28 protein-coding genes and 2 tRNA genes are annotated in these 23,599 nt (G+C 39.3%); 26 read left to right on the top strand and 4 right to left on the bottom strand.

The annotated features are described in order from the left end of the window. The first annotated feature begins 13 nt into the window (after positions 1-13). From mobB to EO115_RS03890, 7 genes are all read left to right on the top strand, one after another. Positions 14-1,159: a molybdopterin-guanine dinucleotide biosynthesis protein B gene (gene mobB, locus EO115_RS03860; protein ID WP_126937669.1), complete on the top strand. Its 1,146-nt coding sequence runs from the start codon at positions 14-16 to the stop codon at positions 1,157-1,159. Beyond that, positions 1,156-2,394 carry a molybdopterin molybdotransferase MoeA gene (locus EO115_RS03865; RefSeq protein WP_126937670.1) on the top strand — a complete coding sequence of 413 codons (1,239 nt, stop codon included), beginning with the start codon at positions 1,156-1,158 and terminating at the stop codon, positions 2,392-2,394. Before mobB ends, EO115_RS03865 begins: the two co-directional genes overlap by 4 nt. Positions 2,395-2,600: 206 nt before the next feature. After that, positions 2,601-3,926, top strand: a complete 1,326-nt coding sequence (locus tag EO115_RS03870) for a dicarboxylate/amino acid:cation symporter (protein WP_126937671.1) — start codon at positions 2,601-2,603, stop codon at positions 3,924-3,926. Between the two features lie 283 nt (positions 3,927-4,209). Next, a complete protein-coding gene (locus EO115_RS03875) occupies positions 4,210-5,880 on the top strand; it encodes a formate--tetrahydrofolate ligase (RefSeq protein WP_126937672.1) in 1,671 nt (556 codons plus the stop codon). Between the two features lie 8 nt (positions 5,881-5,888). Then, positions 5,889-6,509, top strand: coding sequence for a cyclodeaminase/cyclohydrolase family protein (locus EO115_RS03880; protein WP_126937673.1), 621 nt, complete (start codon positions 5,889-5,891; stop codon positions 6,507-6,509). Positions 6,510-6,594: 85 nt separating this feature from the next. After that, positions 6,595-7,896 carry a Na+/H+ antiporter family protein gene (locus tag EO115_RS03885; RefSeq protein ID WP_126937674.1) on the top strand — a complete coding sequence of 434 codons (1,302 nt, stop codon included), beginning with the start codon at positions 6,595-6,597 and terminating at the stop codon, positions 7,894-7,896. A gap of 90 nt (positions 7,897-7,986) precedes the next feature. Beyond that, positions 7,987-8,184: a helix-turn-helix domain-containing protein gene (locus EO115_RS03890; protein WP_126937675.1), complete on the top strand. Its 198-nt coding sequence runs from the start codon at positions 7,987-7,989 to the stop codon at positions 8,182-8,184. 217 nt (positions 8,185-8,401) lie between these two features. Here the strand turns inward: EO115_RS03890 and EO115_RS03895 are convergent. Beyond that, positions 8,402-8,477, bottom strand: a tRNA-Lys gene (locus tag EO115_RS03895). A 240-nt stretch (positions 8,478-8,717) separates the two neighbouring features. On the opposite strand from EO115_RS03895, the gene rpmG reads away from it, so the two are divergent. The 13 genes from rpmG (at position 8,718) to EO115_RS03960 (ending at position 16,592) form a co-directional block, all read left to right on the top strand. Next, positions 8,718-8,867 (top strand): 50S ribosomal protein L33, encoded by a 150-nt coding sequence (gene rpmG, locus EO115_RS03900; protein ID WP_062401675.1) that lies wholly within the window; start codon positions 8,718-8,720, stop codon positions 8,865-8,867. A 36-nt stretch (positions 8,868-8,903) separates the two neighbouring features. Beyond that, positions 8,904-9,128 (top strand): preprotein translocase subunit SecE, encoded by a 225-nt coding sequence (gene secE, locus EO115_RS03905; protein ID WP_126937676.1) that lies wholly within the window; start codon positions 8,904-8,906, stop codon positions 9,126-9,128. A 12-nt stretch (positions 9,129-9,140) separates the two neighbouring features. Further along, positions 9,141-9,677 carry a transcription termination/antitermination protein NusG gene (gene nusG, locus EO115_RS03910; RefSeq protein WP_126937677.1) on the top strand — a complete coding sequence of 179 codons (537 nt, stop codon included), beginning with the start codon at positions 9,141-9,143 and terminating at the stop codon, positions 9,675-9,677. A gap of 105 nt (positions 9,678-9,782) precedes the next feature. Then, positions 9,783-10,208 carry a 50S ribosomal protein L11 gene (gene rplK / locus EO115_RS03915; protein ID WP_062401677.1) on the top strand — a complete coding sequence of 142 codons (426 nt, stop codon included), beginning with the start codon at positions 9,783-9,785 and terminating at the stop codon, positions 10,206-10,208. Positions 10,209-10,279: 71 nt separating this feature from the next. Then, on the top strand, positions 10,280-10,990 hold the full coding sequence (rplA, locus tag EO115_RS03920; protein ID WP_126937678.1) for a 50S ribosomal protein L1: 711 nt from the start codon (positions 10,280-10,282) through the stop codon (positions 10,988-10,990). A 181-nt stretch (positions 10,991-11,171) separates the two neighbouring features. Further along, on the top strand, positions 11,172-11,675 hold the full coding sequence (gene rplJ / locus EO115_RS03925) for a 50S ribosomal protein L10 (RefSeq protein WP_126937679.1): 504 nt from the start codon (positions 11,172-11,174) through the stop codon (positions 11,673-11,675). Positions 11,676-11,727: 52 nt separating this feature from the next. Further along, a complete protein-coding gene (rplL, locus tag EO115_RS03930) occupies positions 11,728-12,099 on the top strand; it encodes a 50S ribosomal protein L7/L12 (protein WP_126937680.1) in 372 nt (123 codons plus the stop codon). Between the two features lie 108 nt (positions 12,100-12,207). Next, entirely contained in the window at positions 12,208-12,570 is a 363-nt protein-coding gene (locus EO115_RS03935) for a hypothetical protein (protein ID WP_126937681.1), read from the top strand. A gap of 224 nt (positions 12,571-12,794) precedes the next feature. Further along, a complete protein-coding gene (locus EO115_RS03940) occupies positions 12,795-13,517 on the top strand; it encodes a YaaA family protein (protein ID WP_126937682.1) in 723 nt (240 codons plus the stop codon). Between the two features lie 116 nt (positions 13,518-13,633). Next, the gene (hydE, locus tag EO115_RS03945) at positions 13,634-14,749 is read left to right on the top strand and encodes a [FeFe] hydrogenase H-cluster radical SAM maturase HydE (RefSeq protein WP_126937683.1); all 1,116 of its coding nucleotides are present in this window, start codon (positions 13,634-13,636) and stop codon (positions 14,747-14,749) included. Between the two features lie 12 nt (positions 14,750-14,761). Next, positions 14,762-15,328 (top strand): carbonic anhydrase, encoded by a 567-nt coding sequence (locus EO115_RS03950; protein WP_126937684.1) that lies wholly within the window; start codon positions 14,762-14,764, stop codon positions 15,326-15,328. A gap of 50 nt (positions 15,329-15,378) precedes the next feature. Further along, positions 15,379-15,469 (top strand) — tRNA-Ser (locus EO115_RS03955). Positions 15,470-15,749: 280 nt separating this feature from the next. Further along, complete coding sequence (locus EO115_RS03960) at positions 15,750-16,592, top strand: DUF362 domain-containing protein (protein WP_126937685.1); 843 nt, start codon at positions 15,750-15,752, stop codon at positions 16,590-16,592. Between the two features lie 370 nt (positions 16,593-16,962). On the opposite strand, the gene EO115_RS03965 is transcribed toward EO115_RS03960, so the two are convergent. From EO115_RS03965 to rpsD, 3 genes are all read right to left on the bottom strand, one after another. Then, a complete protein-coding gene (locus EO115_RS03965; protein WP_206168428.1) occupies positions 16,963-17,283 on the bottom strand; it encodes a YnfA family protein in 321 nt (106 codons plus the stop codon). A 20-nt stretch (positions 17,284-17,303) separates the two neighbouring features. Further along, the gene (locus tag EO115_RS03970) at positions 17,304-17,843 is read right to left on the bottom strand and encodes a hypothetical protein (RefSeq protein WP_126937687.1); all 540 of its coding nucleotides are present in this window, start codon (positions 17,841-17,843) and stop codon (positions 17,304-17,306) included. Between the two features lie 126 nt (positions 17,844-17,969). Next, positions 17,970-18,557 carry a 30S ribosomal protein S4 gene (gene rpsD, locus EO115_RS03975; protein WP_126937688.1) on the bottom strand — a complete coding sequence of 196 codons (588 nt, stop codon included), beginning with the start codon at positions 18,555-18,557 and terminating at the stop codon, positions 17,970-17,972. 175 nt (positions 18,558-18,732) lie between these two features. Between rpsD and zwf the strand changes: the two genes are divergently transcribed. From zwf to EO115_RS04005, 6 genes are all read left to right on the top strand, one after another. Continuing rightward, on the top strand, positions 18,733-20,256 hold the full coding sequence (gene zwf / locus EO115_RS03980; protein ID WP_126937689.1) for a glucose-6-phosphate dehydrogenase: 1,524 nt from the start codon (positions 18,733-18,735) through the stop codon (positions 20,254-20,256). Next, positions 20,241-20,993, top strand: coding sequence for a 6-phosphogluconolactonase (pgl, locus tag EO115_RS03985; RefSeq protein WP_126937690.1), 753 nt, complete (start codon positions 20,241-20,243; stop codon positions 20,991-20,993). The genes zwf and pgl overlap by 16 nt, the downstream gene beginning before the upstream one ends. Positions 20,994-21,016: 23 nt before the next feature. Beyond that, positions 21,017-21,241: a twin-arginine translocase TatA/TatE family subunit gene (locus tag EO115_RS03990; RefSeq protein WP_126937691.1), complete on the top strand. Its 225-nt coding sequence runs from the start codon at positions 21,017-21,019 to the stop codon at positions 21,239-21,241. A gap of 8 nt (positions 21,242-21,249) precedes the next feature. Next, complete coding sequence (locus EO115_RS03995; protein ID WP_126937692.1) at positions 21,250-21,555, top strand: heavy-metal-associated domain-containing protein; 306 nt, start codon at positions 21,250-21,252, stop codon at positions 21,553-21,555. Then, complete coding sequence (locus EO115_RS04000; RefSeq protein ID WP_126937693.1) at positions 21,552-21,995, top strand: cupin domain-containing protein; 444 nt, start codon at positions 21,552-21,554, stop codon at positions 21,993-21,995. Before EO115_RS03995 ends, EO115_RS04000 begins: the two co-directional genes overlap by 4 nt. A gap of 309 nt (positions 21,996-22,304) precedes the next feature. Beyond that, entirely contained in the window at positions 22,305-23,249 is a 945-nt protein-coding gene (locus EO115_RS04005) for a bile acid:sodium symporter family protein (RefSeq protein WP_126937694.1), read from the top strand. Positions 23,250-23,599 lie beyond the last annotated feature (350 nt).

Here is a 23,599-nt window from a genome sequence, read left to right on the forward strand (position 1 = left end):
ATAGGAGATATAGATGATTTCAGAGTTAGGAATAATTATTTTAGCGGGCGGGTTAAGTACTCGCATGGGAACAGACAAGACGAGATTGCCTTGGGGAAGCACAACCCTGTTGGGGGAGATGCTCCGCAAGGCGGTACTAACAGAATGTGGAGAGATTATAGTTTCCATTAACCGTGAATTAGAAGAATCAGAAGCACATATTTTAGAAGAAGCACGATCCTTTGGTCGTGATATTCAATTAGTACATGATCGCATTCCAGATAAAGGTCCATTGAGTGGATTGGAAGCTGCCTTTGCAGTAGGATCCAAAGAAGCATATATTGTAGTATCTGCAGATATGCCTTGGTTCTCATTCCATTGGTTGCCATCGTGGGAAGTTCATATTGATACATTCTTGCAAGGAGAATTATTGGCTATGGTTCCCTATGTGGGATTACAAGAGTATGAGCCATTAGCCGCTATTTATAAAGCGTCTATATTCTCTTATATTGAGCAAGCCTTAGAGGGTAATGACGTGTCCATGCATGGTATGCTAGAACAGATTCCTTACATGGAAATGGATATGATTGATGAAGCTGAATTGTATCAAAATGTAAATACAAAGCTTTCTTATAAATTGGCTCAAGCAAAAGCTTTAAATCGTGAACGATCTGTACCGATTGTATCGATTAGTGCAGGCCAGTCTAAATCGGGTAAAACAACGGTAGCAACAGCATTGATAAAAGCCTTATCAGAACGGGGTATCGTCGTAGGCATGGTGAAAAGTGATGGTCATGGATTTACTATGGATACGGAGGGAACTGATACTTGGAAAGCTACACAGGCGGGAGCAAAGGCCGTGGCTATTGCAGGGCCTAATGGGTATGCGATGATTGTCAATGATGAACGTATGCAACGTCAGCAGCAGTTGATTCGATTAGCCAATGAGATGCCAGTAGATCTAGTGTTCCTAGAAAGTCGCACCCATGGAGTGGCACCGATTATTGAGGTGGTTCGTACTGACCATGATGAAGCTCGTTTGCATCAGGTGGATGATATTGTAGCTGTAGTAACGGATGCAGACGACCGATTGGAAGGAAGTACTTTGTGTGAACAATTTAGCTTTAGCGATGATGATATGGAGCGGTTAGCAGATTGGATAACAAAGGAGTTATTATGATACCTGCAGTAACAGTAGAGGGAGCCTTACAAGAATTGAAGGCTCCTTTTAGTAAATATATATTGGAAACGGAGCAAGTTTCACTAAATGGATGTCGAGATCGAGTGTTGGCAGAACCTGTGGTGGCACAGATGAACTACCCTCCATTCCGTCGTTCTGCGATGGATGGTATTGCCGTTGCCTTTCAGGAAGGGGTCAACACGTATACCATCGTAGATACAATCGGTGCAGGAGAAACCTTTCAAGGCACATTAGCCAAAGGGCAAGGGATTGCGATTATGACGGGAGCAATGATTCCCGATACAGCAGATACTGTGATTGTGAAAGAAGCTCTCGTAGAGATAGATGCTAATCATGTACGAGTGTCCGGCAAGATTCAACAAGGACAACATATTTTGTTAGAAGGAGAAGATGTAGAAGTTGGTGAAGTGTTAGCGCCTAAGGGGACTCGATTAGCACAAGGGCATATGGCTTTATTTGCCAGTCAAGGTATTCAAACTGTATGTGTATACCGAAAGCCACGAGTACTTTTGTTGACGACAGGTCGTGAAGTGGTAGATGTATCGGATACGGTACAAGCGGGACAAATCTATAACTCTAACCGATATTTATTCCAAGGCGCATTAGAATCTCTTGATGTTGAGGTAGCAGTTGTTGCACATTTATCAGATGCGCCAGATGCATTGGAATTAAATTATCAAAAGGTACTTCAATTACTAGATGCAAATGGGTCTATTGATATGATAATTAGCACTGGTGGTGTATCCGTAGGCGATTTTGATACGATGCCTCAACTCTATGAACAACTAGGAGCTCGTACACTATATCGTCGGTTGCAGATGAGACCAGGAGCAGCTTCCTTTGGGGGCTGTATAGAAAGAGATGGGCATATAATATGGTGTATGGGCTTATCTGGGAATCCTACAGCCGCCTTGAATCAATTTTATATATTGGTTGCACCTATATTACAAACTCTATCTGGAGATACAGAAAGCAAAGCACCTTGGATATCGTGCTATTTAGGGGAAACTATAGATCGTAATCATCCTTGCGATCGGTATTATCAGGGATCTTTGCAATATGAAGAAGGGAAATGTTGGTTTTATCCAAACTTCGCTATGACATCGGGTGGAATAAAAAGCATAGCAAGTGCCACAGGGCTTCTAAAAGTAGCTAAAAATAGTGATGTTATGAAACAGGGAGAACTTGTAGAAGTGCTTTTATTTTCAAAGTAAGTGAGAATAAAGAATCAAAAAAATGAATAAATACCCTTGCTTTTTAACAAAATATCTTGTGTATATAGAAAATATTTGGTATAATCTTTCTATAGAATTATAAAACTAGGGTCTAGTAAAAAGAGACACGATGTGCTATCCAGTACACCAGTGCCTCTTTTTATATGGTCCATGTAAGGGTATTACTTTGAAAGAAAGGAGATTCTATGGCAGTATTAAAAAGATTGGGTCTATCCGGATGGATTGTTATCGGCCTGATTGCAGGTGTGTTGGTGGGCAGTGTAGCACCGGACTTTGCGAAACAACTGAAGCCTTTAGGTGATGTATTTATTCGCATGATTAAAATGATTGTAGTTCCATTGATTTTCAGCTCTCTCGTTATGGGGATTGCTGGTACAGGGGACTTTAAAAAGTTAGGTCGCCTAGGCGGTAAAGCAATTTTATGGTTTGAAATTGCTACAACTTTGGCATTATTCGTAGGTTTGTTTGTAGTTAATGTATTCGAACCAGGTGTAGGTGTTAATTTAACAGCTACTGGTAATGCGGTAGATATTGCAAATAAAGCAGCTGCGAAAGGTGAAATGGACCACGTACAAATGTTGGTTAACATCATTCCAACGAATATCGTAGATGCTATGGCTCGTGGCGATATGTTACAAATTATCTTCTTTAGTTGTATGTTTGCCATTGCCGCAGCTAGCATTGGTAAAGAAGGTAAACAAATTGTAGAGCTTTCCAAAGACTTGGCTCACATCATGTTTAAAGTAACGCACTATGTTATGTACGTATCTCCAATCGGTATTTTTGGTGCCATTGCCTATACGGTAGGTAACTTCGGTTTAGGTATGTTAGTACCGTTAATGAAACTTGTGTTTACATTATACGGTGGATTGATTTTATTCTTAGTGATCATCGTTGCTATCGCATCATTCCTTACAAAAGTAAACTTGTTTAAATTAGGTAAAGTATTGAAAGAACCAATCGTGTTGGCTTTCTCTACAGCAGCTTCTGAAGCGGCATTACCGATTGCGATGGAAAAGTTGAAAAAAGTAGGGATTCCAAACCAAGTAGTAAGTTTTGTGTTACCGTTGGGATATACATTTAACTTAGATGGATCTACATTGTATTCTTCCTTAGCAGTTGTATTTATTTCACAAGTATATGGCATTCCGTTCCCGATTGAACAACAATTGTTGATGGTTCTTACGTTGATGTTATCTACGAAAGGGATTGCAGCAGTACCGGGAGCTTCCTTAATTGTGATTGCGGGTACAGCAGCAGCCTTTGGCTTGCCGGTAGAAGGATTGGCATTAATTCTTGGCGTGGATCGTATCTTGGATATGGCTCGTACCGTATGTAACTTGTCTGGTAACTGCTTGGCGGCTGCTCTAGTAGGTCGTTGGGAAAATGAAGTGTCTGCAGAGCGATTGACATATTTAATGGAACATCCATTAACTGATGAAGAAGTAGATGCGATGGAACAAGAAAGCTTTGAGCACGTAGGCGAAGCCCACGAAAATGCAAAAGCATAAATACAAACTATCTAGATTGTATATCATCTAGTATAACAATATAAGCACCATGCTAATATAGAGCAGGCATGGTGCTTTTTTGTTGCCTATGGATAGATATTTTATGTCGAATTGTGACAATTATTAATAGACGAAATATAGGAAAACGTTGTATGATGATTCTAATAGACTTTTCTTTATCGTAGTACTAGTCAAAAGTATGAATTTACGAAGAGTGTCAATTAGTCGATGATATTGTATGCTCTATGCAAGTGCATGAGTGCGTATTGGGAGGGGAATATATATGTTAAATGATATTGAAATTGCTCAACAGGCAGAGATGAAACCAATTGTAGAGATTGCCAAAGGATGCCAACTTTCAGAAGATGAATTGGAATTATATGGAAAATATAAAGCGAAAGTTTCCTTTGATGCGATGGAACGTTTACAACATAAACCGAATGGAAAACTTGTGTTAGTGACGGCCATTACACCAACACCAGCTGGAGAAGGAAAATCGACTACTACCATCGGTTTAACACAAGCCTTACAACAAATTGGGGTGAATAGCATTGCCGTATTGCGAGAACCATCCTTAGGACCTGTCTTCGGTGTGAAAGGTGGCGCTGCAGGCGGTGGCTATGCACAAGTGGTACCAATGGAAGATATCAACCTTCATTTTACAGGAGATATGCATGCGATTACATCAGCTAACAATTTATTAGCAGCTATGATTGATAATCACATTTTCCAGGGCAATGCATTGCAAATTGATGTGAGACGCATTAGTTGGAAGCGCGTTATGGATATGAATGACCGTGCCCTACGAAATGTTGTGGTAGGTCTCGGTGGTCCTATGAGTGGTGTACCACGAGAAGATCATTTTATGATTACAGTGGCTTCAGAAATTATGGCTATTTTGTGTTTAGCTCGTGATTTAGAAGATTTAAAAGCACGGTTTGGACGAATTGTCATTGGTACGAATCTATCGGGCGAACCTGTATTTGTACATCAATTAGGTTGTGAAGGGGCGATGGCGCTTCTTATGAAAGATGCCATAAAACCGAATTTAGTACAAACCCTTGAGCATACGCCAGTGTTGATTCACGGTGGGCCATTTGCGAATATTGCTCATGGATGTAACTCTATTATTGCCACTAAATTGGGATTGAAGCTAGGTGATGTTGTCATTACAGAAGCGGGCTTTGGCGCTGATTTGGGAGCGGAAAAGTTCTTGCATATTAAATGTCATTATGGAGATATTTTCCCAGATGCAGTGGTGATTGTGGCGACGATACGAGCTCTAAAAATGCATGGAGGCGTGCTAAAATCTGATCTTACAAAAGAAAACGTGACAGCAGTACAGGAAGGCTTTGTTAACTTAGAAAAACAAATTGCCAATATGAAAGCCTTTGGGCTACCTGTATTAGTGAGCGTTAATAAATTTGCTACTGATACAGCTGCTGAAATCGATGCATTGTTAGCATTGTGCGAACGCCATGGTGTCGATGTGACACTGAATGAATGTTGGGAAAAAGGCGGCGCTGGTGGTATCGATATGGCGCAGCAAGTGATGCGTATATTAGAGAATACAACGACGAAACCGACTTTCTTATATGATGTGAAAGATACCATTTCAAATAAATTGACGGCTATCGTTAAAGAAATATATGGCGGTACTGGAGTTGTATTTACAAGTGCAGCGAAAAAACAAATTGCGCAATTAGAAGAATGGGGCCTTGCGGACTTACCGGTATGCGTAGCTAAAACACAATATTCTTTGAGTGATAATCCAGAATTATTGGGCGCTCCAACTGATTTCACAATTACAGTACAAGATGTGCGTATTGCCAATGGTGCTGGATTTATTGTGTGTCAGACAAGTAATATCATGGTTATGCCAGGCTTGCCAAAACAGCCAGCGGCCCTTGGCATGGATGTGACTACAGATGGCACAATTCAAGGACTATTCTAGGAGGTAATATGGAATTACATACAGTATCAGTGTTGGATTTTATTCGTGAACTGGGCTCTAGTGCTCCGGCTCCAGGGGGTGGAAGTGTAGCGGCGATGAATGGATCTACGGCAGCAGCACTCATCGAAATGGTAGCGAATTTGACGATTGGTAAAACGAAGTATGAATCTGTCCAAGAGGAAATGAAAACAATTCAAACCCAGATGTGTCAGGTGAAAGTAGACTTTATCCACTATATTAATAAAGATAGCGTAGCTTTTATGGAACTAATGGGAGCTTTCAAATTACCAAAAGAAACTGACGAGGAAAAACACATTCGTAAAGAAGAGATTCAACGTACCACAAAGCAAGCTGCCCTCGTACCATTTGAAATTGGTGTGTTAGCAGCATCTTTATTACCGCTGGCAGAAACAGTGATTGTGAAAGGCAACTCCAATGCCATTACTGATGGTGCCATTGCTGTGATTAATGCCAGAGCAGCTGTAAAAAGTGCATTTTTGAATGTTAGAATTAACCTTGGCTCTATTCAGGATCAAGAATTTGTGGATACCATGAATACACGGATGAGCAAGATTGAAGCAACATTGGATGAAGAGGAGAAACGCCTGTTAAGTTTGGTGCAATTATAATCAAAGGGCTTGCTTATGTGTATGAGAGGTACTGCCTTTTGTACGGTAAGAAAAACTAGTAAGTATGATGAAAAGGAGATCCTGAATGGATATTTTAGTAAACCCCATCGTGTTATCGGTGATTGCCATGTCAATCTTGTGTTTACTGCGATTCAATGTGTTGCTGTCAGTCATTGCAGCTTCCTTGGTGGCAGGATTAGCAGGTGGTATGTCTGTGACAGATACTATCGAATCTTTGATTGGCGGTATGGGTGGCAATTCGGAAACTGCATTTAGCTACATTTTGTTAGGGGCCTTAGCGATTGTCATAGGTCGCTCTGGGTTAGCTACCGTAGTGACGAAAAAAATTACGAATATAGTAGGCACAAAAAAGGTAGCTTTTACATTGCTCATTGCCTTTGTGGCGTGCTTTTCGCAAAATTTAATTCCTGTGCATATTGCGTTTATTCCCATTTTGATTCCGCCCCTCTTGGTGGTTATGAATCGTATGAAATTGGACCGTAGAGCGGTGGCGTGTGCATTAACATTTGGGTTGAAAGCGCCATATGTATCTTTGCCAGTTGGATTTGGCTTGCTATTTATGACTATCATAAAAGATCAAATGGTAGCGAACGGAGTAAATGTATCGATTTCCGATATAGCTTCTGTTATGTGGATTGGTGGCATATCCATGGTAGTAGGATTATTGCTTGCCATTGTGTACTATAGTCGAAACCGTGAGTATGAAGATATTGCGGTGATACAAGAAGAAACTACCGATGAAGTACCTCGTATGACAGCGGACTGTTGGAAAGGTCTTGCGGGAGCAGCAGTCGCTTTTGTGGCACAATTATATTTTAAGTCTTTGCCGATTGGTGCTCTAGCAGGTTTAGTTGTATTCTTTGCAACAGGTCTTATTAAGTGGTCAAAAATGGATGAAGATATTGAAGGTGGGATCCGCATGATGGGGACGATAGCCTTTGTCATGTTAATTGCAGCGGGCTATGCTAACGTTTTGCGTGAGACCAACTCAGTAGAACATTTAGTGTCAGCTACTGTATCTATCATTGATTCTAAGTTAATTGGTGCTATCGTTATGCTAGTGGTAGGCTTGTTAATCACAATGGGGATTGGCACTTCCTTTGGGACAATTCCGGTGATTGCTTCTATTTATATTCCTATGGGAGTGCATTTAGGATTTTCCGTGCCAGCTATCATATTGCTGATTGGTATCGCTGCAGCATTAGGTGATGCAGGGTCTCCAGCATCTGACTCTACATTAGGACCAACATCGGGACTCAATGCAGATGGACAACATAATCATATATGGGACACTTGTGTGCCAACATTTATATTCTATGACATTACCTTGTTAGTAGGTGGTGTTGTAGGAGCGCTAGTATTATAATATAAAAGGACTGCCACGCATTGGTGTGGGAGTCCTTTTGTATATCTTTTATGTCATCTACGTTGTATTAATCGTATTAGGAGTGCTGTAATGGAACTTAAGGATGTAATGACTACACAAGAAGCTGGAGAACGTTGGGGGATTCCTGCGGACTCTATCAAACAATGTTGTTTAAAGAGGTATGCTAACAAGCAGTTTACCGATGAGGAATGTCGCAAGTCGGGTAAATCATGGTTAGTCACAGTTGCTGGTATGTCAAGGCTATATGGAGAAGAGAAGCGTAAGTGATTTGGAAATAATATTAATACAATAGCAAGGAATAAAAATAATGCACGCAGTTTACAGATAGCTGTTTTAGCTAACTTGTGAAACTGCGTGCATTTTTCAAGAAATCAAGTAAGCTGGGGTCAAGCTGGAGTCAAAATGGGGTCAACTTGAAAAAGTTTAGTCAATCAATTTTAGTGTTACAAAACAAAAGAACCGCACTGTTGTGCGGTTCTAGGTATGGTGGAACACCAGGGGTTCGAACCCTGGACCCTCTGATTAAGAGTCAGATGCTCTGCCAACTGAGCTAGTGTTCCATAGTTGAATTGAAATTATGGTTTTATTATAGACCCATCATTCAATTTTGTAAACGATAAATTTAGAAATTACATAGGTAACTACTTGCTATTTACGCGGTTCTATGTAATAATAGAGAGGTCAGGAATTGCCTGGCTTTTTTAGATTGCATTTGACATAGGCTCCCACTTGTGGTAGTCTATATTAGTATGTTTATGATGTAATAGCCGTCTAGGCACTTTAAAGAGAGGTGTAAACTGATGCGTAACGCAGTAACTATGGCTTGTACTGAATGCAAGCAACGTAACTATCAGACAAACAAAAACAAAAAAAATAACCCAGATCGTATTGAAATGAATAAATTCTGTAAATTCTGTGGTAAACACACGTTACACCGTGAAACAAAATAATTATTCAGTTATTTGTTGACGTGAGGATGTGATATCATGGCAGTAACTAATTCCAAAGCTCAAGCACAACAAAACGGCAATGGAAAATTTGTTCGTGAAGTTCGTTCTGAGCTTAAGAAAGTAGTCTGGCCTACACGTAAAGAACTTGTGAATTATACGATTGCAGTATTCGTAGCAGTAATTCTTATCTCTGCTATTATTGGTATCGTTGACACAGTGTTTGCAGAACTTTTTAAATTGTTAAAGAGTGCTGTAAGGTAGGAGGCCTTTTTGATGGGAACAGATAAAAAGTGGTATGTCTTACATACTTACTCAGGCTACGAAAATAAAGTAAAAACCACTTTGGAATTGAAAGTTCAAGCTATGGGAATGGAAGATGTGATTTCTCGCATTTTGATTCCTATGGAAGATGAAATCGATGAAAAAGATGGTGTAAAAAAAGTAGTAAAACGCAAAGTCTTTCCGGGCTATGTGCTGGTAGAGATGGAAGTAAATGATGAATCATGGTATGTAGTGCGTAATACGCCAGGTGTAACAGGATTCGTTGGTTCTGTAACAAAACCAGTACCACTATCTGATTCTGAAGTAGCTTATATCTTAAAGTCTCAAGGCTTAGATCAAGAGCCAGTACAAAATCTCGACGTTGAAGTAGGAGAAACTGTCCGAATTACATCCGGTGCTTTTGAAGATAGGACCGGCGTTATTACTGAAATTAACCACGAACATGCAAAACTACGCTTAAATGTAGAAATGTTTAATCGTGAAACCCCAGTAGAGGTAGAATATTCTCAAGTTGAGAAGATTCTTTAATATATAATATAACTCTAACCTTTTTAGGCGGCCGGGAGGTTGCCAGTGGGAGGGGCAATTTCGCTCCGTTACCACCACATTTTGACGCAAGGAGGTGTAATCACCATGGCTAAAAAAGTTAGTAAAGTTGTGAAATTACAGTGCGAGGCTGGTAAAGCGAGTCCAGCGCCACCGATTGGTCCAGCTTTGGGTCAAGCAGGTGTTAACATCATGGGCTTCGTTAAAGAATTTAACGAAAGAACAGCTCAACAAGCTGGTCTTATCATCCCAGTTGTTATTACTGTATACGAAGATAGAAGCTTCACTTTCATCACAAAAACTCCACCAGCTGCAGTTTTATTGAAAAAAGCAGCAGGTATCCCAAAAGGATCTGGAGTACCTAACCGTGATAAAGTAGCTAAAGTTGGTCGCGATAAGGTTCGTGAAATCGCTGAACTTAAAATGCCTGACCTAAATGCTAACACTGTTGAGCAAGCTATGCGTATGGTAGAAGGTACTGCACGCAGCATGGGCATTGAAATCGTTGATTAATTAGCGTACGGTATGTGACTCACATATCGGTGGGAGGGACATCCCGTTACACCACATAAGGAGGAATAAAAATGGCAAAAGTAGGTAAGAAATATGCTGAAGCAGTAAAACTTATCGAAGCAGATAAATTCTACGAACCAGTAGAAGGTATTGAATTAGTTAAGAAAACTGCCACTGCAAAATTCGACGAAACAATTGAAATCGCTTTCAACTTGAACGTCGATCCTAAATACGCTGATCAACAAGTTCGTGGTGCCGTTGTATTACCACATGGTACAGGTAAAACTCAACGCGTACTCGTATTTGCGAAAGGCGACAAAATTAAAGAAGCTGAGGATGCTGGCGCAGATATCGTTGGTTCCGAAGAATTAGTAGCAAAAGTACAAGGTGGTTTCAGCGACTTCGACGTTGTTGTAGCTACTCCTGACATGATGGGCCAAGTTGGTCGTTTAGGTAAAATTTTAGGTCCTAAAGGCTTAATGCCAAACCCTAAAGTTGGTACTGTAACACCTGACGTAGCTCGTGCTGTTAGCGAAATTAAAGCAGGTAAAATCGAATACCGTACAGACAAAGCTGGTATTATTGCTTGTCCTATCGGCAAAGCATCTTTTGATGATGCGAAATTACTTGACAATTTCCGTACAATCGTTGATACTATTGTTAAGGCCAAACCTGCAGCAGCTAAAGGTCAATACATTAAATCTGTGACTATTAGCTCCACTATGGGTCCTGGCGTTCCTATGAACGTGTTTAAATTAACAAGCACTACTAAGGAACAGTAATTATATATGTTCTCTTAGCTGTAGACGGCTGGCATCATTTGATTTAATGAGGAAACTCGCCCGCTGAGGCTGAATCCAATCTATTATGGAATGGTTCTCGACCTCAACGTCTTCGTTGAGGTCGTTTTTACGCTAAGATAGTACATAGAAAATCACCAAAAATCTACAAGGAGGTATTCTAATGGCTGTCACTCAACAAAAACAAGCAGTTGTAGCTCAAATGAAAGAAACTCTTTCTGAAGCGAAAGGTGCTGTATTAGTTGGTTATAGCGGTTTGACTGTTGCTCAAGTAACAGATCTTCGTCGTAAATTCTTGGCTGAAGGTGTAGACTACAAAGTAATTAAAAATACTTTGACTCGCATCGCTGCTAACGAATTAGGTTACGAAGCTTTCTCTGAGCATTTAGAAGGTCCTACTGCATTAGCAACTTCTAGCACAGACGCTGTAGCTCCAGCTCGTATTCTTGAAAACTTCATTAAAGACACAAAAACTGAAGCTTTAACTGTTAAAGCTGGTATCGTGGAAGGTGAAGTTTTAACTGCTGCACAAGTACAAGAAATTGCAAACTTGCCGAACCGCGAAGGTATGCTTTCCATGCTTCTTTCCGTGCTTCAAGCTCCAGTTCGCAATGTAGCGTACGCAGTAAAAGCTGTTGCGGAAGCAAAAGACGAAACTGTTGCATAATAGCAACACAATTAACTAAGATAACATATATCAATAATGGAGGATATCAATCATGGCATTGAACATCGAACAAATCGTTGCTGATTTAGAAAACGCAACTATTCTTGAACTTAATGATCTTGTAAAAGCAATCGAAGACAAATTCGGCGTAACTGCTGCTGCTCCTGTAGCTGTAGCTGCTGCTGGTGCTGCTGCTGGTGGCGCTGAAGCTAAATCCGAATTCGACGTAATTCTTAAAGACGCTGGTGCTTCCAAAATCAACGTAATCAAAGTTGTACGTGAAGCTACTGGCTTAGGCTTGAAAGAAGCTAAAGCTATCGTTGACGGCGCTCCTGCTCCTGTAAAAGAAGGCGTAGCTGCTGCTGACGCTGAAGCTTTAAAAGCTAAATTAGAAGAAGCTGGCGCATCTGTAGAATTAAAATAATTGATTCGCTAGTCAAAAACCCCTTGAACACTTGTGTTCGAGGGGTTTTGTGTTATAATGATTATAAACAGTTGGAAGTAAGGTATGAACAGGAAGGAGAACAATACGATGATTATAGTTTTGAATATCTTTTGGTTTATAGTTGCTTTTATTTTTTCGGCGTTTATACTCGATCCATATTATCAAGGGCTATATCGTGTACATCATTTTGGAGAATATTTGGTAGAATGTGTGATTATTGCAATGTTAATGTTACTTCCTGCAAATATAGCTCGCAGAAAAGGACGTTCATTTAGTGCGTTTGCTATCTATGGAATATTGTTATGGATAGTTGCATTAATACATGCCATTATGATGTCTTCTGATAAGGTTAAGGCAGAGCCAGACAAATATAAGTCTTGCCCATATTGTGGAGAAACAGTACTTAAAGTTGCTACAAAATGTAAACATTGTCATGAAATGCTTGAATAAAAATTTGCAAAAGATATTAACTTGCGTGTTAATAAAAAGACGGGTATTGTGCCCGTCTTTTTATATTAAAACTCTTCGATATATGGTATACTTAATAAGTATGATATAGTTACAAAATCTATTATGAGGGCGGGGGGCTGTATTCACTAGCGTAAGGAACTATTGTCCTTTTAGTAGATTTATTATATATAGTAAAGATGATTGTAATCCAGTAGAGGAATATTATGAAAATTATTATATCCCCTAGTAAAACAAAAGATATAAAAGGAATTCCTAATGCTCCAAAGTTTGCACCCCATATGACGGAACGGATTGTAGAACATATGCAAGGTATATCAAAGGATGTCTTAGGAAAAGCTTTAAAAATAAAAGAGACTGTATTAGATGAGGTATATACTTTTTACCAAAACTATGATACTGAAGTGGAAGGTATGGCTGCACTTAGTTATGATGGCTTATCTTTTAAAAATTTTAATTACGAAGGTTTATCGACCGAGGGAAAAGCATTTGCTAACTCTCATGTATGGATAGGATCTGCCTTATATGGATTAGTATCCCCTAATAGTGGCATAAAAGGGTATCGTCTAGATTTAATAGACCCTGTATTAAAAGAGGAAAAAACAAATCTGTATGCTTGGTGGCAGCCATTAGTGGATGCAGCTGTAGCTGAGGAAGAGTGGATAGTCAATTTGGCATCTAAAGAATATTCCAAATGGATTCATCATCCTAAGTTAGTGACTATAGAGTTTTTGGAACATAGAAACGGTGTGTGGAAGCAGCTTAGCACATCATCAAAGCAGATGCGAGGCTCTTTAGTACATTATATATGTGAGCATCAAATTACTGAACTTTCAGAATTACCAAAAGAATTGAAAGGGTTTGTATTGGATCCATTACCAAAACAGTTAGATGGTTCGTTTACGCTAGTCTATCGTAAACAGGCATAAAAATGTTTAAATTAGATTTTGGGCACGTGATAGGATGTAGTAACCTATACGTGTTTATATAATGAATATATAGTATAAAAAAGTATATCTAATCAAGGTATTACAATTGAGGAACTATGACAGTAGATAGTATTTTAGAGAAAGACCTTGTTGGTAACGAGTGGTTAACAGAAGAAGAGTTACGATTTCTGATGACCGTTACTGATGAGGAAACATTGCAAAAGATTTATAAAAAAGCCTATGAGGTAAAAGCTGCTTACGTAGATAAGGTAGCCTATTACCGTGGGCTCATTGAGTTTTCCAATCGCTGTATAAAAAACTGTTTATATTGTGGCATTCGCTATGAAAACAGCAAGACGGAACGTTTCGATATGTCACGAGATGATGTGTTGAAAATGGCGAAATGGGCCTATGAGCATGAATATGGTTCTCTAACTTTGCAATCCGGTGAAAGAACAGATGAGGGCTTTGTAGATTATGTAGTAGATTTAATTCGAGATATTAAAAAGTTAAGTAATAATGAATTAGGTATTACTATGTGCGTGGGAGAACAATCAGAAGAAGCGTACCGACGTATGCGTGAGGCAGGAGCAGACCGATATTTACTACGGATTGAAACAACGAATCAAGAATTGTTTGAGATGATTCATCCCAAGGATGCATTACACTCTTTTGAGACTCGAGTCAATTGCTTGAAGTCCTTGCGAAAAGTAGGATTCCAAGTGGGGACAGGTGTAATGATTGGCCTCCCAGGTCAGACCCTAGATGATTTGGTGAATGATATCCTATTCTATCGAGATATGGACATCGATATGATCGGTATGGGGCCGTATGTGGTACATCATGATACGCCACTAGGCCAGCGCGCGTTAGAACTAGGTATTGACTCGCAAAAGGGCAAATTAGAACGAGTGCAGTTAGGCCTAAAAATGATTGCTTTAACACGCTTATTCCTAAAAGATGTGAATATTGCAGCTACAACAGCATTACAAGCATTAGACAAATTGGGTCGTGAAAAAGGACTTGCAGCAGGAGCCAATATATTAATGCCTATTATCACAGTGCCAGAACATCGTGCAAAATATTTACTATATGATAATAAACCATGTGTGGATGATAATGCAGACCAGTGTAAGGAATGTTTAACTCGCCGCGTGATGTCTATCGGGGACCGTGTGGGTTGGAAAGAACAAGGTAATTCACAGCATTATAAGAAACGAATTGTGAAATAGAAAGGAGATTATATGAACCTTTTAAATGAAATTTTACGCCATAATCAAGAATTTTTAGAAAGAAATAAGCCAGGCCATGGAGATATTACAGAGCCTGTTAGCAAAGTGCCTACAAGAGAAGTAGCTATATTAACTTGTATGGATACGAGACTGGTTAACTTTATGGAGCAAGCCTTGGGTATTGAACGAGGTCATGCGAAAGTAATTAAGAGTGCAGGGAACTCCATTTCAGGTGTGTTTGATAGTGTTGTGCGCAGCTTGCTTGTTTGTATTTATGAATTGGGTGTATCTGAAATTTTTGTTATCGGACACTATGAATGCGGTATGGCTAAGACTACTTCTGAAAGCTTAACAAAGGCGATGCTTAGGCGTGGTGTTGCGCCAGAAGCGATTCAAATGGTACGCCACGAATTAGAACATTGGGCTGATGGATTTTCCCATCCCGTAGATAATGTACAAGAGACAGTAAGTATGTTGCGAATGAATCCACTGATTCCAAAAGATGTAGCCGTTCATGGATTGATGATGCATCCTAATTCTGGAGAAGTGGAAGTTGTAGAAACTGGCTACGATTTATAAAAAGTGATTGACAAATAGTATCAATCTATGATATTCTTATTGAGTATCATGGAGGATTACTCAAGAGGCTGAAGAGGACGGTTTGCTAAATCGTTAGGTCGGGTTACCGGCGCTAGGGTTCGAATCCCTAATCCTCCGCCATGATCGAAGGGCGCATATGCTTAGCATATGCGTCTTTTTTGTATTGCATAGAGTTTGAGGATATAAGATCATACTATGCTCATCCTAATTATATATCTAGCATAGTTTGGTTGCATTTTATACAGATAGGAAGGGTGTATTTCGTGGGGGATACTGCAGAGTGTTCACTATGATTATCCGGTGCAATATAGATAAAACTTGTATCCTATAGTACATGAAACTATATCCTATGATATAATAATAGTATTATGTATATTATGCGAATACAGGGGGAAGACCTATGGAAGTATATTATTTACCAATACAAGAAGTAGATCAAGAATTAATTCATAAACGATTAGAGTTCTTATTACGTAAAATTGGCTTTGAAGAGATCCAATGCAAAGGTAAGACGGTAGCTTTGGTGCGCAATGATTTGCATAGTGACTATGTGGCCTATGAAACAGTGGTTGCCTATATGAAAGACCGTATTGAAGCAGAAGGTGGCACTGTGGTGTATATGGATGAGCCTTCTAGTGCGTATAAAGAGGTCATTGTGCCTGATGGAGAAGCGGTGAAAGTAGCTTTCATCGATGAAAGAGTAGCTACTTGCGATGTCATCATTACGGTGAACCATATTAAAGCGAATGAATATAGTGGATTCTCTGGTGCTGTGAACAATACTGGGTGGTATTCTGCAAGTTTGGAAGGCCGTCGTGAGCTTGTTGGGTTAACGGGTACAGAGCATCATAAAGCGGTGGCTGAATATGCTGCAGCAGCTACAAGAAATCGCCAACGATTCCATGTAGGGGTGGCCATGGATGTAGTAGCAGATTATGTAAACCAAGAAAAACTAACAGCTGCAGGTGCTACGAATGAAATCGTAGGTAATTTGGGTATCGTTGTATCTTATGATATGGTAGCTATGGACGAAGCTTTGGGTGATATTATCACGCAAGCTACACCAGTAGAAAATGGCGTATTGAGCACAGTGGAAAAACGTACATGGGATTATTTCAAAGATATTTCTCCAAATAGCGAATGGCAAGCCATCTTACTTCGTGCTGACCGAATGGGATTAGGTACACGCTCCTATGCTTTAGTGAAAGATGAAGAATTAATCTTTTATGGTGAAAAAATTTAATAGAGTTTAGTTAGATCAATAAATAGCTTTCGTACATTGTACAAAGAATAGATTCTATGACCAATAAAAAATCTCTAGTTTGAGCGAGTGCATGATGCATAGCTTCGACTAGAGATTTTTGTATCTAGAGGAGTAGGGGGGAGGTCAAAGAAGAGGCCTTAAAGAAGCACAAAAACACCCTAGGTGGAATCCTAGGGTGTTTTAATTTGCATTATTTATAGATCAATACAAAAAATCTGCCATACTAGATGGTGCTAACCCACTCGTGTGACGGAAATGGGGTGCTATCAATGCTAGATACGCCTTGTTAGTTTAGCCTATCCGTATTGAATCGCAATTACAGGCAAGGGTAAACATGCAACTATTTCTATTACCGAGGATAATACATAATAATCAGCACACCAATAATAGACACAACACCACCGATGATATCATATCGATCAGGAGTGATACCATCTACATAATAGCCCCATAGAATAGACAAGGCAATGAAGATGCCGCCATAGGCTGCATAGACTTTACCAAAAGGTGCCTCTTGTAAAGTAGGGATGATACCATAAATGATGAGGGTAATAGCACCTGCCAGCATATACCATGGGCTTTTATCGTCTTTCAGATAGAGCCATACTAAATAGCCACCGCCGATTTCGGCAATACCGGCTAGAATAAAATAAAATATTGATACAAGAATTTGTGACATGCTTGTTACCTTTAGAATAATTGGTTGTTAGAAGGTGAATTAAAATACATATTATAGGATTTATAGAAGCTGTATACAGCTGCCGTATAAGCGGCTGAGGGTATTAAGAGGGTAACTTTATTTGAAAAGAATGAATTGTCAGGCCGTGAAAAATTTTGTACTGAACCATCCAAATGATAAACATTTATACTATTCATTTTCGATTGAACACCCGAATTTTTTTTCTGCTCATTAATAATTAGTGCACTATTAGAGAATTTTTTCTTTAACATTTCAGAGCTACGGTTATAATCGTAGAAAAAAGTCATATCTGATTTGATAATACGATTTGCTTCATGTTCGACCGCGTATACAGTTGCATTGATGCTATAATAGGGCGGGTTATAATTTGTTACATTGATGGAAGGAACACTTACATATGTTTCAAAAGTTTCATCTGTATAGACATGCTTAAATTGTTCCGGAGAATTTCTCAGCTCATCTAATGAAATTGCAAAGGTTGAACTTGTAAAGAGCAAAAAGATTGCTAGTAAAAAGAATAGTTTTTTCATATTTGTAACTCCTTCATTACATAATAGATACATTGATACTTTCATTATATAAATTAGCCATGATAATTTCAACTGCCAGGCATAAAAAAAGCAACCAATCCGAAGATTGGTTGCTGTAGTATCCTATTATTTGGAGTACAATTCGACGATTAGTGTCTCGTTTACTTCGATAGGAAGTTCTTCACGCTCAGGAAGGCGAGTTAATGTACCTTGGAAAGCGTCAAGATTTTTTTCAATGTAAGGAAGTTCGAAAGAACGAAGTTCTTGGAAGTTCACTTTGAACATTTCGTTGTCACGGCTAGCTTCACGAAGCTCGATTACATCGCCAACTTTACATTGGTAGGAAGGGATGTCAACGCGTTTGCCGTTAACAAGGATATGACCATGGTTTACCATTTGACGTGCTTGACGGATGGAGTTACCGAAGCCAATGCGATATACAAGGTTGTCCAAACGGCATTCCAACAATATCAACATGTTTTGGCCTGTAACACCGTGCATTTTTTTCGCTTTATCGTAATAGCGTACGAACTGGCGTTCTAGCAAGTTGTAGTATGCTTTAACTTTTTGTTTTTCTAATAATTGAAGACCATATTCAGATAATTTCTTTTGACGTTGGTCTTTTTTTACACGTTTTAAAGCCTTCGCGTGACCGAATACGTTCACACCGAAGCGACGGCATAACTTAAATCGTGCTTCTCTTCTCGTTGCCATGTGATAATCACCTCATAGATTAATATAACTTTGCACAAAATCGTGCTTACTAATTATACCCTATGTGGTGAGAAAAGTCAAAACTCTATAACCATTGTCAAGGTGTATGAATGTGATATAATAAAAGATACAATATTAGTATTTCCGATAGGGAATGAAGTAAAGGAGATTCACAATGAATGTGTCCTATAATTTTCGAGAAGAATTATGTATTGATCATACACCAGGTGCAGGAGCCATCGTTATTTTTGGTGCCTCTGGAGACCTGACAAAGCGTAAATTGTTGCCAGCTATTTTTTCACTGTTTAAGCGAGGCCTACTTTCACCAAAGGTAGCGGTAGTTGGCGTAGCTCGTACGGCGATGACCCATGAAGAATTTCGTCAAGAGGTACAGACATCCATTTTAGGTACGCAAGAACCAACAGCAGAAGAGGCCGCATTTATTGAACGCTTTTCCTATGTAGCAGGACAATATACAGAAGCGTCTACCTATGTAGCATTGCGTGACGAGTTAGAGCGCGTCGCAGAGGCTCACTGTACAGGTGGTAATGCATTATTTTATCTAGCTATGCCACCAGAATTATTTGAACCTATTGTACGTGAATTGCATGGGGCTCAATTGTTAGAAGAAGTTGGATCTTGGTCTAGGGTTATTATTGAAAAACCATTTGGTCATGATTTAGAAAGTGCTATTGCCTTAGATGCGGCATTGAAACAATATATTACAGAAGAACAGACATATCGTATCGACCATTATTTGGGAAAAGAAACGGTACAAAATATTTTGATGCTTCGTTTCGCAAATGCTATTTTTGAACCGCTTTGGAATCGTAAATATATTGAGCGTGTAGAAATTACAGTAGCAGAAGAGTTGGGCGTTGAAAAACGTGCAGGCTACTACGATGGAGCAGGGGCTCTTAGAGATATGGTACAAAACCATATGATTCAAGTATTATCTTTGATTGCGATGGAGCCACCAGCAAGCTTTAATGCCGATGACTATCGTGATGAAATTGCAAAACTAATTTCTTCCATTCGTGGATTGCATCGCCAAAACTTAAGTGATATTTCAGTACGCGGTCAATATGTAGAATCTACCACAGAAGATCGCCCAGCAGTGGAGTATAGAAAAGAAGAGAATGTACCGCCTACATCCATGACGGAAACGTATGTAGCGTTGAAGTTATTCATTGATAACTGGAGATGGCGCGATGTACCATTCTATCTTCGTACAGGAAAACGATTGCCGAAAAAATCTAGTGAAATTGCTATCACTTTTAAACCAATTCCTCATTCTATTTTCAAACCGTTCCATGCGAAAGACTTTAACCAAAATGTATTGGTACTTCGCATGCAACCAAATGAAGGTATGGGGCTGTCTTTAGAGGTTAAATCTCCTGGGTCTAAATTGAGCGTAAATACGTTGGAGATGAATTTCTCTTATAGCGACTCTATGGCATTATCTGATATTCCAGATGCCTATGAAAGACTGATTTTAGATGGTCTATTAGGAGACCAAACATTGTTTGTTCGTAATGATGCAGTAGAAAAATCTTGGCGCTTATTTAAACCGTTGCTAGAAGCATGGGCACGTAATGATGAAGAGACACCATTGTGCTTCTATCCAGCTTTCAGTGAAGGTCCAACAGAAGCGGAAGAATTATTAGAAGGAGGATCCTGGCGATGGCGAGAGATATAATTCACTCATTTTCTACAGGAGATGATGTAGCAAAGGCAGTAGCTGATAGATTTATAACGTATACCAATGCATGTATTGCTGAAACGGGCTCCTGTGTAGTGGCTGTATCAGGTGGTACGACGCCGAATGCTTTATTTTCTTTATTGGATACAGATGCATATACAAATCATATTGATTGGGAGCATATTTTTTTCTTATGGGTAGATGAGAGATTTGTGCCGCAATCGAATCCAGATAATAATTTTGGACGAGCGAAAGATAGACTGTTTGGTAATATTATGGGCGCTGCTCATTACTATCCAGTACCAACGAATAATGGCACTGTAGAAGAAGCAGCCGATAAATATGAGCAAGAAGTCAAAATGGTATTAAAGCGAACGGAAAAAGAAACGATTGATTTAGTTCTATTGGGCCTCGGTGATGATGGTCATACAGCGTCTTTATTCCCTAAATCAGATGCTCTTTATGAACGGGATCGTCTGGTAGTAGCGGTAAAAGACGGAAAAGTCTGGGACCGTGTGACATTGACATTCCCGGTACTAGAAACGGCAAAATCTGTGTGGTTTACTGTGGTAGGACCTTCTAAAGAAGCAGCACTAGCAAGAGTTCTTCGTCAACGTGCAGAATATGAGGAGTACTCTTGGGAAGATCGTGTAGATCATTGTTTGCCAGGGGCAGTATTAACGCATGATCCAGTAGAATGGTACGTAGATGAATCGGCGTATTCTAAACAATAATTTTTGGATATGAGGTGATAAATATGTTTAATATGGGAATGCCAGAGTTAATTTTAATCTTAATCATAGCATTAGTTATCTTTGGACCGAAAAAATTACCTGAAATTGGCAAAGCCATTGGTAAAGGTATCAGTGAATTTAAAGGCGCTGTGAGTGGCGAAAAAAAAGAAGTGAAAGAAGAAGCAGTGAAAACTGAAACAATCGATGTAGAAGCGGGAGCTAAAAATAATCATAAACAAAATAATTAGGAGGAACTATGTGTAAAGATTGTGGCTGTGGAAGTACAGGTAATGTAACAACAAAATTATTTCATGTACCAGGTATGATGTGTGTGAATTGTGAAAATACTGTAAATGGTGCCGTTCGTGGTTTACCAGGTGTTTTGGAATCTACAGTAGATTTGAAAACAAAAGAAGTACGCATTCGCTTTGACCATACCAAAATTGATGAAGCTGCCATTCGTGCGGCCATTGATGCGACTGGTTTTGATGTAGAAGGCGTAAAAGATTATGTACATGAGCATGGTGGTATTTTAGGGGCTATCAAAAAGATATTCAAATGATACGTAAATTTAATCGAGAAGGATATACATGGGATGGCGTGGATACATTAGTATACAAGCAAGATAATAGCCCTTTTAAAGATGTGACTCGACAAGTCCTCTTCGATGGAGCTTGGGATATTCCGTGCCAATTTCGCTATTTTGAAGTGAAGCCTGGCGGGTATTCCACTATGGAACGCCATGAGCATACGCATATGGTGATGATCTTCCGTGGAAAAGGGCAATGTTTACTAGGCGATACCGTGGAAGACGTACAAGAGGGGGATATGATTGAAATCCCTAAGCTGATGGCCCATCAGTTCCGCGCCAATCAAGGTGACCACTTAGGATTTTTGTGCTTAGTCAATGTAGATCGAGATAAGGTGCAAGTGATTACACAGGAAGAACAAGCAATAATGAAACAAAATCCTACTATCAAAGCTTTTTTGGAAAGCGAATGATAGGTGTATCTAAGAACTGTATACATTAAAACATAAAGACATATAACGAGAAACATAAGCGATGCAACGATTAGTATCATATGGATACAATACAGTAGAGTCGCTTATGTTTTTTGTTGTCAGACATGAAAGTAATACAGTATAATCCAATTGTTTGTATAGTACCATACATAGGAAACGTATATATTCTTATAGTTGTGGTATATAAGAGGACAAACATATTATAAATTTAAGATAAATGACTTTTATTAGAGCGAAAGATTTGCTATAATTGTAAAGTTCTCATTTTTTTTAGAAAGTAGGTTACATATGAGTTTTATTCGTACTGTCAATCGCCTATTTAATGATTACCTAGCATGGATTGTGTTAGCTATGGCAGTTATCGCATTCCTAATGCCAGAAGTATTCATGGGGGCAGCGAAACAAACGGTTCCTTTGTTACAGTTGGTTATGTTCAGCATGGGCTTAACATTAACAGGGAAAGTATTTTTAGATGTCTTTAAACAACCGTGGCAAGTCATTTTGGTATCCTTGATTCAATTCTTGTGGATGCCACTGGCAGGTTGGCTAGTAGGAATCGTATTTGGATTCTCACCAGAAATCGCCTTAGGATTTATCTTGTTAGGAGCTGCCCCAGGCGGTACTGCATCTAATGTAATGACATTCTTGGCAAATGGTAATGTGCCGTTGTCCGTGTCTGCTACAACAGTATCCACCTTATTAGCGCCAGTGTTAACGCCGATTTTCATCGTGTTATACGCAGGGCAAACTGTAGATATTACATTCTGGCCAATGTTCATGTCTATCGTGAATATTATTGCTGTGCCAATTGCATTGGGCATTATTGTAAACTATTTCATCGGTTCTCGCATTGAACCTGTGAAAGAAATATTGCCAACCGTAGGTGCCGTAGCTGTATTGGTTATCCTAGCTGGCGTCACTGCCATTAGCCGTAATGATATCTTAGCTAATGGTGTGATGATTTTCTTAGCATGCTTGGTGCAAAACGTGAGTGGTTATGTAGTGACATATTTCATTTGTCGTCTGTTTGGTTCTACCGTACCAGATCGTCGTGCTATGCAAATCGAAGTGGCGATGCAAAACTCTGCCTTGGCAGCTAGCTTGGCATTGAAACACTTTGCCCCTACACCACAAGCAGCCGTAGCAGGCGCCGTGTTCTCCATTATCCACAACTTTACAGGATCTATCTTTGCGGGCATTTGTCGTCGCAATGATTCTAAAAGTACACACTAATCTGAAAGTTAGGGTACTTTGGGTACTAGTGCATTAGACAATTACATATCTATTAGAAACGTCATGTACTTTCATAGCTTGTTATAGGATGAAAGAATGTGGCGTTTTTACTTTACTAAGAAAGTGAATAAACAGATATGGCAGTATTGAGAGAAAATGTATTCTGTTGAAGCCGTGTTTGAAGAAATAGAAAAAGCGACAGACTGATTTACATATTGTATTTCGGGGATCTGTCGCTTTTTATTGTAAATTATATAAATTTTGGCTCTATACTAAATGTTGGGGCTACTCATATAAGAGTAGTCGCCAACATTCTTTTTTTGCAATAAAATAGACATATACAAACTCAA

This window comes from Veillonella sp. CHU740 (assembly GCF_003992055.1).
Lineage (GTDB): Bacteria > Bacillota > Negativicutes > Veillonellales > Veillonellaceae > F0422.